Raw genomic sequence first — 13,835 nt, 5'->3', positions numbered from 1 at the left:
CCGAACCAGCGTGAGCGGACGGTGTTGTAGTAGGCCTCCATGTCGTACTGGGCGACGGGGAGGGCGAGGTCGCGGGCGGTGAGGCGGCCGACGGCGCCGGCGAGGTTGTAGCTGGCGGTGACGACGCTGGAGAGCGCCTGCACCAGGGTGACGCGGGCGTTGAGCAGCTCCTGCTCGGCGTTCAGCACGTCGAGCGTGGTGCGGCTGCCCACCACCGCCTCGCGCTGCACGCCGTCGAGCGCGATCTCGGCGGCGCGGATCTGCGCCCGCACGCTCTCCACCTGGGCGCGGGCCGATTGCAGCCCCTCCCAGGCCTGCGTCGCCTGCTGCATCGCCTGGCGGCGCTGGTCGTCCACCACCTGCCGCAGCCGCACCGCATCCTGCCGCGCCTGCCGCACCGCCGCGTGCTCGGCCCCGCCCTGGTAGAGCGGCACCGACAGGTTGGCGGTGATCTGCTGGCCCGTGCCGCGCGTGTGCGGCTGCTGCTGGTTGTCCGAGCGGAAGGCCTGCGCCTGCACGCTCACCTGCGGCAGCAGCGCCGCCATCTGCACGTCCACCGCGTCGCGCGCCGCCGCCTCGTCGAACAGCGCCGCCACCACGGCGGGGTTGTTGCGCATCGCAACCTCGCGCGCATCCGCCTCCGCCCGCACCGGCACGCCGAGCGGCTGCGGCGCCACCAGCCGCTCCGGCGCCAGCCCCACCACGCGGCGGAAGGTCGCCCGGCTGGTCTGCAGCGTGCCCTCGGCATTGGCCCGCGCCGAGCGCGCCCCCGCCAGCCGGCTCTCCGCCTGCGCCACGTCCGTGCGGGTGATCTCGCCCACCCGGAAGCGCTCGTTCGTCGCGTCCAGCTGCCGCTGCAGCACCTGCACGTTGTTCACGTTCAGCCGCAGCGTCTCCTGGTCGCGGATCACCGCCACATAGGCCTGCACCACGTCCGACAGAACCTGCTGCTCCGCCGCCAGCAGCCGCGCCCGCTGCGCCAGCACCTGGTTCTCCGCCCGCTTGGTCGCCGCCACCGTCCGCCCGCCGCTGTAGAGCGGCTGCGTCACCGTCGCGTTCAGCCCCGCCGTCTGCCGGTTCACGTCGTTGTAGATGCCCCGCGTGGTGCCGAACGCATCCGTCACGCGCTGCCGCACCTGCCCGTCCACATAGCCGGCATTGCCCGCCACCACCACGCTCGGCCGCCACCCCGCCAGCGCCTGCGGCACGTTCTCGTCCACCACCCGCAGCTGCGCCCGCTGCGTCTGCAGCACCGGGTTGTTCGCATAGGCCTGGCTCAGCGCCTCCTGCAGCGTCTGCGCCACAGCCACCCCAGAACCCAGCAGCGGCAGCAACACCGCCACACCAGCCACAACCGGACGCAGCACCGGAGAAAACACTTTCATGGGCACGGGCATGCTCCTGCGGAGAAGGCCGGGCCTGCTGCCCGGGCGGCGAACATCCGGGCCGGAGGCCCGGGGACGGCGCAGGCTAGCGGAGCGGCGCGGCGGCTGCCAGCGGGCAGCGTGGAAAAGGGCGCGGCGCGGGAGCGGGCGGCCGCCGCCCGCGCCAAGAAGAACGGGGTGAAGAACGGGAAGAGGCCGGAAGGGCCTTAGAACACGAAGCCCGGCTGCGGCAGGAAGTCGGGCAGCGGCGCGGTGTTGCAGTCGAACGCCTCGCTGACGCTGAAGGAGCCGCCCAGCCGGCGGCCCAGCACGGCGGCGCCGGACTGGCCCGGCAGGCGGCGCACCGCCACCGCGCGCCCGCCCTCGGCCAGCTGCTCCACGAGGCCGGCGGGAATTTCCGGCACCTGCCCCTCGATCAGGATCAGGTCGTAGGGCGCGCCCGCGGCGTGGCCGCGCGAGGCATCGCCCTCCACCAGGCGGATGCTGCCCGGCGCGACCGACACCTCGTCCAGCGCATCGCGCGCCAGGGCGAGCAGCGCCGGGTCGCTCTCCACCGCTGTCACGCGGCCGCCCATGCGGGCGGCGAGCGCCGCGCCATAGCCGCTGCCGGCGCCCAGCAGCAGCACCTGCTCGTCGGCGCGGATCTGGGCGAGCTGCATCAGCCGCGCCAGCATCATCGGCTGGATCATCACGCGGCCGCCGCCCAGCGGCACGTCCTCATCGGCATGGGCGCGCGGCACCTGCGCCTGCGGCACGAAGCGGTGCCGGGGCAGGTCCAGCATGGCCGAGATGATGCGCGGGTCGGTCACCTTGTTGGGCCGGAGCTGGCCGTCCACCATCCATTTGCGCGCACCCGCGAAATCCATCGCCTGCTGTCCTCGACTGCCGGGGCACGGGCCACTTGCCGCGCCGTGGCAGCCTTATAGGCGCGGCCGAACCCGCACGCCAAGCGCGAGGCGCTCTTGACCGGAAGCCTCAGACCCCCGATACACCGCCACCGAAGGCCCGATGGCAGAGTGGTGATGCAGCGGACTGCAAATCCGCGTACGTCGGTTCAATTCCGGCTCGGGCCTCCACGGACTACCCCACCGGTCATCCGGTGGACGGCGCGAAAGCGGAACGGTTTCAAAGGGGTCTTGCAGAGCCCGGAACGCCCCGCTATAGCGCCGGCCACACGCTGATCCCCGATAGCTCAGCTGGTAGAGCACGCGACTGTTAATCGCTAGGTCGTTGGTTCGAGTCCAACTCGGGGAGCCAATCATGGAAAAGGGCGCCGGCAACGGCGCCCTTTTTCGTTGCCGCCGGCTTGCCGTTGCCACGCGGCTTTGCTGCGCATGGCCCGGCCGGGGCGGCGCCATGCCCTCCCCGCCCGCCTGCCGCCGCCGCCCACCTCACGCCATGGCCGCCGCCACGCCGAGGCGCGCCGAGGCCTCCGGCGCCAGCCAGGCCAGCCGGCCCGCGCAGAACACCGCGACCGGCGCCCGGCGCGCGGGGTCCACCAGCACCACGTCGCCGCGCAGCCCGGGCTCCAGCCGGCCCCGGTCCCGCAGCCCGGCGGCCGCGGCCGGGTTGGCGCTGACCAGCGCCCAGGCGGCGGGCAGGTCCAGCACCCCGCGCGCTTCCAGCACGAAGGCCGCCTCCAGCAGAGAGGGCCACACATAGTCCGAGGCCAGCACCGTCACGAGGCCGCGCTCGGCGAGCGGCGCGGCGCTGGCCCAGCCGAGATGGCTGCCGCCGCGCACCACGTTGGGCGCGCCCATCACCACCGCCTCGCCCGCCGCGCGCGCCGCCTCGGCCACCGCCTCGGCCATCGGGAACTCGCAGATCCCGGCACCCAGCGCCCGGAACGCCTCGCGCTCGGCGATGGTGGCATCATCGTGGCTGGCGACCGGCAGGCCGGCGGCGCGCGCCGCCTCCGCCAGCCGCCGCCGCGCCGCCGGCACATCGCCCCGCCGCGCGACCGCCGCCTCCGCCAGAGCCCGGAAGGCGGCGACCGGAACGCCGGAGCGCTCGGCATATTTCGCCGCCGCCGCCTCCCCCTCCAGCTTGCGCAGGATCCCCGGCGTGTGGTCGTTGAAGGCCAGAAGATGGACGCGCCCCGCGGCGATGTCCGCCACCGCCTCGTCCAGCGCCGCGAAGTTGTCGGCCTCGAAGCGCAGATGCACACGCAGCTCGGCACCGTGCCAGCCGCCCGGCGTGGCGGCGAGCGCCGCGAGGCCGGCCAGCAGCGTCCGCCAGGCCTGGATGGAGCGCAGCCCCGGCTCCCAGGAGAGCGTCACGCCCAGGAAGGCGGTGGTGATGCCGGCGGCCAGGATCTGCGCCGCCGAATCGCGCAGCGCGAGGCTGGCCGGCATGTTGATGCCCGGGCGCGGCTGGAACTGCCGCTCATGCGCGTCGCCATGGATGTCGACGATGCCGGGCAGCACCAGCAGCCCGCCCGCATCGAGCCGCGCCGCGCCGGGTGCCGGGCGCTCCCGCACCACGCCGCCGCCCAGCGCCAGGGTGCCCGGCCGCAGGGCGCCCCCGGCCAGCACGCGGCCATCCTCGATCAGCCAGTCCCGCATCATGCCGCTCCCGCGCCGTCCTCGATGACGATCTGCACGCGCCCGGCGGCATAGCGCGACAGCGTATGGTCGATCGGCCGGCCCGCCAGGTCGGCCGTCAGCGCCTCGGATACCATCACCGGGCGGGCGCGCGCCTGCTGCAAATGCGCCGCCTCCTCGGGGGTTGGCATGCGGGCGGTCAGCCGCGTCCAGGCGCGGCGGTAGTCGGCCACGCCGCAATCGGCGAGCGCCCGGGTGATGGAGCCATGCCCCCCCGCCAGCGAGCCCGCCAGCCCCGCGAAGCGCGGCAGCGGGAAATGGTGCAGCCCCAGCACCACGGGGCGGCCATCCGCCAGGCCCAGACGCTCCACCGCCAGCACCGGCGCGCCGGGGGAGAGGTGCAGCGCCTCGGCCACCGCCGCCTCGGCCGGCACCTCCCGCGCCCACAGGATGCGCCCCTCCGGCTCCCGCCGCTGCGCGCGGATCAGCTCGGAGAAGCGGGTGCGCGGGCCGAGGCGGTAATCCACCACATCCTCCGCCACGAAGGAGCCGCGCCCCTGCTCGACGCGGATCAGCCCGCGCTGCGCCAGGGAGTCGAGCGCCCGCCGCGCGGTGTGGCGGTTGACGCCGTGCTGGGCGGCGAGCGCCGCCTCGGTGGGCAGCCGGGCGCCGGGGGGCAGCTCGCCCTGCCCGATCGCCGCCTCCAGAACGGCGGCGATCTGCCGCCACAGGGCCACGCCATCGCCCCGCGCCAGGGGCGGCTCCTGCGCCTCCGTCAGCGGCGGCGTCATCGAAACTTCAACTCCATGAGGGCTCCGGCATGCCAGTTTCGAATTGACGGTAACCCGGCGGATATCTAGTCGTCTAGACATCTTCCACGACCGCCGAGGTCCGCCTTGCCTGAACCCGCCCCCACCCAACCACCCGGAACATCCCCGGACACGGCCGCGCGCCAGCGCTGGATGGCGGTGCTGGCGCGCGCCGGGCTGGCCGAGCTCCGCGCCCGGCTGGAGGACGCTCCCCCCCTGCCGCCGCACACCCGGCTGCGCGGGCCGGAAACCGGCCTCGTCATGCTGCGCGGCCGCGCCGGCGGCGATGGCGCGGCCTTCAACCTGTCCGAGATGACCGTCACCCGCTGCTCCGTGCGGCTGGAGGACGGCCCGGCCGGCCAGGCCCATCTGGGCCACGCCTATGTGGCGGGCCGCGACAGGGCGCAGGCGGAGCTGGCCGCGGTGCTGGACGCCGCCCTGCTCGACCCCGCCCGCCGCCCGGCGCTGCTGGCGGCCGTGATCGAGCCGCTGGCGCGCGCCCAGGCCAGCGCCGCCGAGGCCGAGGCCCGCAAGGCCGCCGCCACCCGCGTGCAGTTCTTCACCATGGCGACGATGCGATGATGCAGCCCGGCTTCCACGACCCCGTGCTGGACGCGCAGTCCGGCTTCCGCGCCGTGCTGGAGGCGATGAGCCGCCCCGGCCGCGTGCAGGCGCTTCCCCCCGGCCTCACGCCGCCCGCGCCGCTCCAGCCCGCCACCGCCGCCGTGCTGCTGACCCTGGCCGACGCCGAGACGCCGGTCTTCTCCGATGCCGGCACGGCGGCGGCCGAGTGGCTGCGCTTCCATGCCGGTTGCCCGCTGGTGGCCTCCCCCGCCGCCGCCACCTTTCTCTGCGTCACCGGCACGCCGCCGGCGCTGGAGGAGATCGACCTCGGCACTGACGAGGCGCCGCAGGACGGCGCCACGCTGGTGCTGCAGGTGGCGGCGCTGCGGGAAGGCGGCGCGCTGCGGCTTTCCGGCCCCGGCATCGAGCGGGAGCACCGCCTGCATGTGGAAGGGCTGCCGGAGGGCTTCCTCGCCGCCCGCGCCGCGCTGGCGCCGCTCTATCCGCGCGGGATGGACGTCATCCTCTGCGCCGGCACGCGCATTGCCGCCCTGCCGCGCACGACCCATGTGATGGAGGGCTGAGACCATGGCCTATGTCGCCGTCAAGGGTGGCGAGCGGGCGATCGGCAACGCCCATGCCTGGCTGGAGGAGACGCGGCGCGGCGATCCCGGCCTGCCCGCCCTCTCCGTCGCGCAGATCGAGGCGCAGATGGGCCTCGCGGTGGACCGGGTGATGGCCGAGGGGGCGTGCCACGACCGCGGCCTCGCCGCGCTCGCCATCAAGCAGGCGCAGGGCGACCTGATCGAGGCCGCCTTCCTGCTGCGCGCCTTCCGCACCACCCTGCCCCGCTTCGGCCACGCCGCGCCGCTGGAAACCGGCGCCATGCGCATCCGCCGCCGCGTCTCGGCCACCTACAAGGACCTGCCCGGCGGGCAGGTGCTGGGCCCGACCTACGACTACACCCACCGCCTGCTGGACTTCGCCCTCGCCGCCGAGGGCGCGCCGCCACCGCCGCCCGCCCCCCAGGCCGAGGCGCCGCAGGAGCCCGCCCCGCACGTCACCGAGCTGCTGGCGCGCGAGGGGCTGATGGCGCGCGAGGCCCCCGCCCCCGGCGAGCCGGCCGACCTGACCCGCGCGCCGCTGGCCTTTCCCGCCAGCCGCGCCGCGCGCCTGCAGAACCTGGCGCGCGGCGACGAGGGCTTCCTGCTCGGCCTCGGCTATTCCACCCAGCGCGGCTACGGCAACGCCCACCCCTTCGTGGGCGAGATCCGCCAGGGCAGCGTGGCCGTGCGCATGACGCCGCCGGAGCTGGGCTTCGAGATCGAGATCGGCGAGATCGACGTCACCGAGTGCCAGATGGTCAACCAGTTCCATGGCTCGAAGGCCGAGCCGCCGCAGTTCACCCGCGGCTACGGGCTGGCGCTGGGCCGTGGCGAGCGCAAGGCCATGGCCATGGCGCTGGTGGACCGCGCGCTGATGGCGGGCGAGCTGGGCGAGGAGCGCACCGCCCCCGCGCAGGACGAGGAGTTCGTCCTGATGCACTCCGACAATGTCGAGGCCACCGGCTTCGTCGAGCACCTGAAGCTGCCGCACTACGTGGACTTCCAGAGCGAGCTGGAGGTGGTGCGCCGGATGCGCGCCACCGCCACGGCCGAGCGGGAGGCCATGCGTGCGCCGCGCGAGGAGGAGGTGGCGGAATGAGCCACGATTCAGGCTTTGGGTCCGGGGGCTACAACTTCGCCTATCTGGACGAGAACACGAAGCGGATGATCCGCCGCGCGCTGCTCAAGGCCGTGGCCATCCCCGGCCACCAGGTGCCCTTCGGCGCGCGGGAGATGCCGCTGCCCTATGGCTGGGGCACCGGCGGCATCCAGGTGACGGCCGCCATCCTCGGCCCGCGCGACGTGCTGAAGGTGATCGACCAGGGCGCGGACGACACCACCAACGCCGTCTCCATCCGCCGCTTCTTCAGCCGCGTGGCGGGCGTGCGGGGCACCACCCGCACGGCGGAGGCCACCATCATCCAGACCCGCCACCGCATCCCCGAGACGCCGCTCACCGAGGCGCAGACCATCGTCTACCAGGTGCCGATGCCGGAGCCGCTGTTCCGCCTGGAGCCGCGCCTGGCCGAGACGCGGCGCATGCACGCCCTGGCCGATTACGGGCTGATGCATGTGAAGCTCTACGAGGACATCGCCCGCCACGGCCATGTCAGCACGGCCTACAACTACCCGGTGATGGTGGGCGGGCGCTACCTGATGTCCCCCTCACCCATCCCCGCCTTCGACAACCCGAAGATGCACCGCATGCCCGCCCTCCAGCTCTTCGGCGCGGGCCGCGAGAAGAAGATCTACGCCGTGCCGCCCTATACCGAGGTCCGCAGCCTGGATTTCGAGGACCACCCCTTCCGCCCGCACCGCGCCGACGGGTGCTGCGCCCTGTGCGGCTCCGCCACCTCCTATCTCGACGAGGTGGTGACCGACGACCGGGGCGGCCGCATGTTCGTCTGCTCCGACACCGATTATTGCGAGGAGCGCCAGGAAGCGGCCGCCGCCGCCCCGGCCTCCGAGACGGAGGACGCGGCATGAGCGCCCCCCTGCTGGAAGCCTCCGGCCTGGACCTCGCCTTCGGCGCCGTGCGCGCGCTGGACGGGGTGGCGATCGACATCCACCCCGGCGAGGTGGTCGCCATCGTGGGCGAGAGCGGCTCGGGCAAGTCCTCGCTGCTGCGGGTGCTGGCCGGGCAGATGCGCCCCGATGCCGGCACCGTGCTCTACCGCGACCCCGCGGGCCACGCCCACCCCGTGCACGGCATGGGCGAGGCCGCGCTGCGCCGGCTGATGCGCACCGACTGGGGCTTCGTCCACCAGAACGCGCGGGATGGCTTGCGCATGGGCGTCTCGACCGGCGGCAATGTGGGCGAGCGGCTGATGGCCATCGGCGCCCGCAACTATGGCGGCATCCGCGACGAGGCCACCGAGTGGCTGAAGCGGGTGGAGATCGACCCGTCCCGCATCGACCACCTGCCGCGCACCTTCTCGGGCGGCATGCAGCAGCGGCTGCAGATCGCCCGCACGCTGGTGACGCGCCCGCGCCTGGTGTTCATGGACGAGCCCACAGGCGGGCTCGACGTGTCCGTCCAGGCGCGGCTGCTGGACCTGATCCGCGCCCTGGTGGCCGATCTCGGCATCGCCGTGCTGCTGGTGACGCACGACATCGCCGCCGCCCGCCTGCTCGCCCACCGCATCCTGGTGATGCGGCGCGGCCAGGTGGTGGAGCACGGCCTGACCGACCGGGTGCTGGACGACCCGCAGCACCCCTACACGCAACTCCTCGTCGCCTCGGTGCTGGCCGCATGAGCATGTCCGACAATGCCCTCTGGACCGAGGGGCTCGGCAAGAGCTTCCGGCTGCACCTCCAGGGCGGGCTCCGCATCCCCGTGCTGGAGAACATCGACCTCGCGGTGCGCCCTGGCGAGTGCGTGGCGCTCTCCGGCCCCTCGGGCGCCGGCAAGTCCACGCTGATGCGCTGCCTCTACGGCAATTACGGCGCCGAGCAGGGGCGCATCTGGCTGCGCCACGGCGGCGAGGCGGTGGAGCTGACGGCGGCCGACCCCCGCGCCGTGCGGGAGATCCGCCGGCACACGCTGGGCTATGTGTCGCAGTTCCTGCGCGTCATCCCCCGCGTGGGCGCGCTCGACATCGTGGCCGAGCCGCTGATCGCGCGCGGCGCGGCGCCCGATGCCGCCCGCGCCCGGGCGCGCGAGCTGCTGCTGCGGCTGAACCTGCCCGAGCGGCTGCACCACCTGCCGCCGGCCACCTTCTCGGGCGGCGAGCAGCAGCGGGTGAACCTTGCCCGCGGCTTCGCCCCCGGCTACCCCATCCTGCTGCTGGACGAACCCACCGCCAGCCTCGACGCCGCCAACCGCGCGGTGGTGATCGGCCTCATCGCCGAGGCCAGGCGCGCCGGCACGGCCCTGATCGGCATCTTCCACGACGCGGAAGTGCGCGACCAGGTGGCCGGCCGTCTCTTCGAAGTGTTGCCCATCCAGGACGCCGCATGACCCCCGAGACCATCCTGACCAATGCCCTGCTCGTGCTGCCGGACCGGGTGGAACCCGGCACGCTGGTGCTGCGCGAGGGGCGGATCGCCGAGATACAGCCCGGCCGCAGCCACCTCCCGGCCGCGTGCGACCTGGAAGGAGACCACCTGATCCCGGGCGTCATCGACGTCCACACCGACAACCTGGAGCGCCAGGTCCAGCCGCGTTCGCTGGCCCGCTGGCCGTCCCGCTCCGCCTTCCTGTCGCATGACGCGCAGACGGCGGCGGCCGGCGTCACCACCGTGCTGGACGCGCTCTGCCTGGGCGATCTCGGCTTCGACGCGGAGCGCACCGAGACCTTCCTCAACGGCGTGCGCGACCTCGACGCGCTGGTGCCCACCGGCCTGCTGAAAAGCGAGCACTACCTGCACCTGCGCTGCGAGCTGCCGGCGGCCGACCTGCTGCCGCTGCTGGAGACGGTGGCGGACCACCCGGCGGTGCGCATGGTCAGCCTGATGGACCACACCCCCGGCGTCGGGCAGTACGCCGACATCGAGCGCTACCGGCAGATGCGGGTGCGCGGCGGCAAGTCCATCGCCGAGGTGGACCGCCGCATTGAGGAGCTGGTGGCGCAGCGCGCGCGGCTGCGCGGGCCGCAGCGCCGGGCGCTGCTGGAGCGCTTCGGCGGGCGCGGCATGGCGCTGGCCAGCCACGACGACTGGCACGCCGAGGAGATCGCCGAGAACGCCGCCGACGGCGTGCTGATCTCGGAGTTCCCCGTCTCGATGATGGCGGCCGAGGCGGCGCGCGGGGCGGGCATGGAGATCATCGCCGGCGCGCCCAACATCGTGCGCGGCGGCAGCCACTCGGGCAACGTGGCGGCGGCCGACCTGGTGCGCGCCGGCCTCGTGGACGTGCTGGCCAGCGACTACGTGCCCCCCGCCATGATCGAGGCCGCCTGGCGCGCGGCGGGCGAGATCGGCCTCGCCGCCGCCATCGCCACCATCACCGAGGCGCCGGCGCGGATGCTGCGCATGGCCGATCGCGGCCGCATCGCCCCGGAGCTGCGCGCCGACCTCGTGCGCATCCGCCCGCTGGACGGGCCGGCCGGGCCGATGCCCGTGGTCCGCACCGTGTGGCGCGCCGGGGAGCGCATCGCGTGAGCCCCAGTCGTTCCCCTGGGCCCGCCATCGGCAACGACCCCGGCCGGACGCGCCTCGCCCTCTACTGGGCGCCGGAGCTGGCGGACCCGCTGCACGCGGCGGCCTCCGCCTGGCTGGGGCGGGACGCCGAGACGGGCGCCACCATCCCGCAGGCGCCGCTCGGCGGGCTGGACATGGCGGAGATCACCGCCGATGCGCGGCGCTACGGCTTCCACGCCACGCTGAAGCCGCCCTTCCGCCTGTCCACCAGCTATGCCGAGGCGCGGGCGGCGGCGATGCACCTCGCCGCGCGCACCCGCCCCTTCGCGCTGCCGCCGCTGCGCGTGGCCAGCCTGGACGGCTTCCTGGCGCTGCGCGAGGTGACGCGCTGCCCGGCGCTGCACGACTTCGCCGATGACTGCGTGCGGAGCCTCGACCCGCACCGCGCCCCCCCCACCGAGGCCGAGATCGCCCGCCGCCGCCCGGAGCGCCTTTCCGAGCGCGAGCGGGCGCATCTGGGGCAGTGGGGCTACCCGCATGTGTTCGAAGCCTGGCGCTTCCACCTCACCCTGTCCCGCCGCCTGACGGCGGAGGAGATGGCGGTGGTGCGCCCGGCGGCGGAGGCGGCGCTGGGGCCGGCGGCGGGGCGGATGCGCCATGTGCGGCAGCTCTGCCTGTTCACCCAGGCCGCGCCGGACGCGCCCTTCCTGATCGCCGAGCGGCTGCCGCTGCTGGGCTGAGCGCGGCGGGCCGGGAAGGTCCGGAAGCCGCAAGGGCGGGCAGCGCCTGCACACGCCCTGTGCAGCACCGTGCCGGAAGCGGCGAAAAGCGGCGCGGCCGGGGTTTCCGGCCTTGCGGCGGCGGGTCTAGCGTGGCGGTCCCGCCACCTGGCACGGACGGCCCGCCCGATGCGCATCGACGCGATGAACTGGATGCAGGTCGAGGAATGGCTGCGGCATGACGACCGCGCCGTGCTCCCCCTCGGCAGCACCGAGCAGCACGCCTGGCTGAGCCTCGCGGTGGACAGCATCCTGGCCGCGCGCGTGTCCGAGGAGGCGGCCGAGCCCCTCGGCGTGCCGGTGTTCCCCGTGCTGCCCTATGGCATCGCCCCCGCCTTCACCGCCTATCCCGGCACGGTGTCGCTGCGCGCGGAGACGCATCTGCGCGTGGTGCGCGACGTGCTGGAAAGCCTGCACCGCTCGGGCTTCCGCCGCATCCTCGTGGTCAACGGCCATGGCGGCAACGACCCGGCGCGGGCGGCGGCGGCCGAGTTCATGGGCGAGCACGCCGGTTGCCGAATCCGCTTCCACAACTGGTGGAACGCGCCGCGCACGCTGGCCCGCGCGCGGCTGCACGACCCGGTGGGGACGCATGCCTCCTGGATGGAGAACTTCCCCTGGACCCGGCTGGCCGGCCAGGTTCCGCCCGCCGCCGCCAAGCCGGTGGTGGACACGGAAAGGTTGCGCGCCGTGCCGCCCGGCGAGGCGCGCCGCCTGCTGGGGGACGGCAATTTCGGCGGCCTCTACCAGCGGGCGGATGCCGAGATGCTGGACATCTGGGAAACGGCGGTGGCCGAGACGCGCGAGATCCTGGCGGAGGGCTGGGCATGAGGCACGGCCGCTTCGCATTGACGGGCCCGGCGGTCCGATCCTACGCTTCCCCGGAACAATTCCGGCCCCGGGGCGAGATGCCGCGGGCGCCGCACAACAGCGAAGGTGTGGTCATGCAACGTCGTCAATTCCTGTCGGCCGGCGTGGCCGCCACGCTGCTTCCCGCGCTGCCGCTGTCCGTCATGCCCCGCCCCGCCCTCGCACAGGCCGGCGGCCGCACCCTGACGGTGGGCGTGCGCACCGGGCCGGAGAGCATCGACCCCCACTGGTCCACCCTCGGCGGCCATATCGAGGCGCTGCGCCACATCTTCGACAGCCTGGTGGGCCAGGATGAGAATCTCGGCCTGCAGCCCGGCCTCGCCCTGTCCTGGAAGGCGGTGGACGACACCACCTGGGAGTTCAAGCTGCGCGACGGCGTGAAGTTCCACGACGGCTCGGACTTCACGGCCGAGGACGTGAAGTTCTCGCTGGAGCGCATCCCGCAGGTGACCGGCCCGATGAGCATGACGCTCTACACCAAGCGCGCCACCGGCGCCGAGGTGGTGGACCGGCTGACGGTGCGGGTCAGGACCAACGGCCCCGCCCCCTCCCTGCCGAACGACTTCAGCCGGCTGATGATCGTCAGCCACCGGATCGGCATGGGGCCGCGCAACGAGCAGTTCAACTCCGGCGAGGCCGCCATCGGCACCGGGCCGTTCCGCTTCGTCAAGTGGGAGCCGCGCGGCGACCTGGTGCTGGAGCGGTTCGATGGCTGGTGGGGCGGGCAGCAGCCCTGGGCGCGCGTCATCCGCCGCGAGATCCCGAACGACGCGGCCCGCATCGCGGCGCTCAAGAGCGGGCAGGTGGACATCGTCAACTACGTCCCCGCCACCGATGTCGCGGCCCTGCAGCGCGACAGCACGATGGAGGTGCTGGTCGGCGACAGCGTCTATGTCTTCAACGTCTACTTCAACCTGGCCGAGAAGCTGCCCAAGCCGGTGAAGGTGGATGGCCGCGAGATCGAGAAGAACCCCTTCCTCGACCCGCGCGTGCGCGAGGCGATGGACCTCGCCATCGACCGCCGCGCCCTGGCGCGGGTGGTGTTCGAGGGGCTGGCCAAGCCGATGAGCCAGCTCATGCCGGACAACTTCTTCGGCTCCAGCGCCAACCTGCCCGAGCGCCGCCCGGACCTCGCCCGCGCCAGGGCGCTGCTGGCCGAGGCCGGCTACCCGAAGGGCTTCGAGGTGGAGTTCTTCTCCACCAGCAACCGCCTGCCCGGCGACAGCGCGCTGTGCGAGGCGCTGGCCCAGCAATGGTCGCGCCTCGGCCTCAAGGTGATCCCGAACGCGCTGACCGGCACGGTGTTCTTCCCCGCCAGCACGCGCGGCGACTACAGCCTGCAGATGTCCGGCTGGGGCACGCTGACCGGCGAGGCCGCCTACACCTATGGCGCCCTGGTCCACACCAAGGATGCCGCCAAGGGCTTCGGCGGCTTCAACCGCGCCAACTACTCCAACCCCGAGGTGGACCGGCTGCTGGAGCAGGGCAGCGCGGAGCTGGACGACGCGAAGCGCCGCGCCCTGTTCGAGCGCGCCACCGAGATCAGCATGAAGGACCGGCCGATGCTGCCCATCGTCATGCCGCAGACGGTGTGGGCCATGGGCAAGGGCAAGTTCGCCTTCACCACGCGGGTGGACCAGGAGACGCTGGCCCACCGCATCACGCCCAAGGCGGGCTGAGGGAGAGCGTCCGCGCGGCC

General features: G+C 73.9%; 14 protein-coding genes and 2 tRNA genes. 12 read left to right on the top strand and 4 right to left on the bottom strand.

All coding sequences use genetic code 11. The annotated features are described in order from the left end of the window. Positions 1–1,367: TolC family outer membrane protein (locus tag CR162_RS01240; RefSeq protein WP_245870054.1), on the bottom strand; the 1,367-nt coding region annotated here is incomplete at its 3' end. A 224-nt stretch (positions 1,368–1,591) separates the two neighbouring features. Then, positions 1,592–2,251, bottom strand: coding sequence for a protein-L-isoaspartate O-methyltransferase family protein (locus CR162_RS01235; RefSeq protein ID WP_099093706.1), 660 nt, complete (start codon positions 2,249–2,251; stop codon positions 1,592–1,594). Positions 2,252–2,387: 136 nt separating this feature from the next. On the opposite strand from CR162_RS01235, the gene CR162_RS01230 reads away from it, so the two are divergent. Beyond that, positions 2,388–2,461, top strand: a tRNA-Cys gene (locus CR162_RS01230). Positions 2,462–2,566: 105 nt separating this feature from the next. Further along, positions 2,567–2,642, top strand: a tRNA-Asn gene (locus tag CR162_RS01225). A 134-nt stretch (positions 2,643–2,776) separates the two neighbouring features. Here CR162_RS01225 and CR162_RS01220 read toward each other — a convergent pair. Together CR162_RS01220 and phnF are read right to left on the bottom strand one after the other, a co-directional pair. Next, complete coding sequence (locus CR162_RS01220) at positions 2,777–3,952, bottom strand: alpha-D-ribose 1-methylphosphonate 5-triphosphate diphosphatase (protein ID WP_218014815.1); 1,176 nt, start codon at positions 3,950–3,952, stop codon at positions 2,777–2,779. Beyond that, entirely contained in the window at positions 3,949–4,719 is a 771-nt protein-coding gene (gene phnF / locus CR162_RS01215) for a phosphonate metabolism transcriptional regulator PhnF (RefSeq protein ID WP_099093705.1), read from the bottom strand. Before phnF ends, CR162_RS01220 begins: the two co-directional genes overlap by 4 nt. Positions 4,720–4,824: 105 nt before the next feature. Here phnF and phnG point away from each other — a divergent pair, with 105 nt between their 5' ends. The 10 genes from phnG (at position 4,825) to CR162_RS01165 (ending at position 13,815) form a co-directional block, all read left to right on the top strand. Then, complete coding sequence (gene phnG / locus CR162_RS01210; RefSeq protein WP_099093704.1) at positions 4,825–5,319, top strand: phosphonate C-P lyase system protein PhnG; 495 nt, start codon at positions 4,825–4,827, stop codon at positions 5,317–5,319. Continuing rightward, on the top strand, positions 5,316–5,885 hold the full coding sequence (phnH, locus tag CR162_RS01205; protein WP_099093703.1) for a phosphonate C-P lyase system protein PhnH: 570 nt from the start codon (positions 5,316–5,318) through the stop codon (positions 5,883–5,885). Before phnG ends, phnH begins: the two co-directional genes overlap by 4 nt. Before the next feature lie 4 nt (positions 5,886–5,889). After that, positions 5,890–7,005 carry a carbon-phosphorus lyase complex subunit PhnI gene (locus CR162_RS01200; protein ID WP_099093702.1) on the top strand — a complete coding sequence of 372 codons (1,116 nt, stop codon included), beginning with the start codon at positions 5,890–5,892 and terminating at the stop codon, positions 7,003–7,005. Continuing rightward, a complete protein-coding gene (locus CR162_RS01195) occupies positions 7,002–7,892 on the top strand; it encodes an alpha-D-ribose 1-methylphosphonate 5-phosphate C-P-lyase PhnJ (protein WP_099093701.1) in 891 nt (296 codons plus the stop codon). Before CR162_RS01200 ends, CR162_RS01195 begins: the two co-directional genes overlap by 4 nt. Beyond that, a complete protein-coding gene (phnK, locus tag CR162_RS01190) occupies positions 7,889–8,662 on the top strand; it encodes a phosphonate C-P lyase system protein PhnK (RefSeq protein ID WP_099093700.1) in 774 nt (257 codons plus the stop codon). Before CR162_RS01195 ends, phnK begins: the two co-directional genes overlap by 4 nt. Beyond that, complete coding sequence (gene phnL / locus CR162_RS01185; RefSeq protein WP_218014814.1) at positions 8,659–9,366, top strand: phosphonate C-P lyase system protein PhnL; 708 nt, start codon at positions 8,659–8,661, stop codon at positions 9,364–9,366. The genes phnK and phnL overlap by 4 nt, the downstream gene beginning before the upstream one ends. Next, complete coding sequence (locus CR162_RS01180) at positions 9,363–10,508, top strand: alpha-D-ribose 1-methylphosphonate 5-triphosphate diphosphatase (RefSeq protein WP_099093698.1); 1,146 nt, start codon at positions 9,363–9,365, stop codon at positions 10,506–10,508. Before phnL ends, CR162_RS01180 begins: the two co-directional genes overlap by 4 nt. Then, complete coding sequence (locus CR162_RS01175; protein WP_245870053.1) at positions 10,505–11,227, top strand: DUF1045 domain-containing protein; 723 nt, start codon at positions 10,505–10,507, stop codon at positions 11,225–11,227. The genes CR162_RS01180 and CR162_RS01175 overlap by 4 nt, the downstream gene beginning before the upstream one ends. Positions 11,228–11,395: 168 nt before the next feature. Then, the gene (locus tag CR162_RS01170) at positions 11,396–12,097 is read left to right on the top strand and encodes a creatininase family protein (RefSeq protein ID WP_099093697.1); all 702 of its coding nucleotides are present in this window, start codon (positions 11,396–11,398) and stop codon (positions 12,095–12,097) included. 113 nt (positions 12,098–12,210) lie between these two features. Beyond that, positions 12,211–13,815: an ABC transporter substrate-binding protein gene (locus tag CR162_RS01165; protein WP_218014813.1), complete on the top strand. Its 1,605-nt coding sequence runs from the start codon at positions 12,211–12,213 to the stop codon at positions 13,813–13,815. Positions 13,816–13,835: the final 20 nt, after the last annotated feature.

The sequence above is a fragment of the Teichococcus rhizosphaerae genome (assembly GCF_002631185.1).
GTDB lineage: Bacteria > Pseudomonadota > Alphaproteobacteria > Acetobacterales > Acetobacteraceae > Pseudoroseomonas > Pseudoroseomonas rhizosphaerae.
This window is presented reverse-complemented; position numbering and strand designations above follow the sequence as displayed.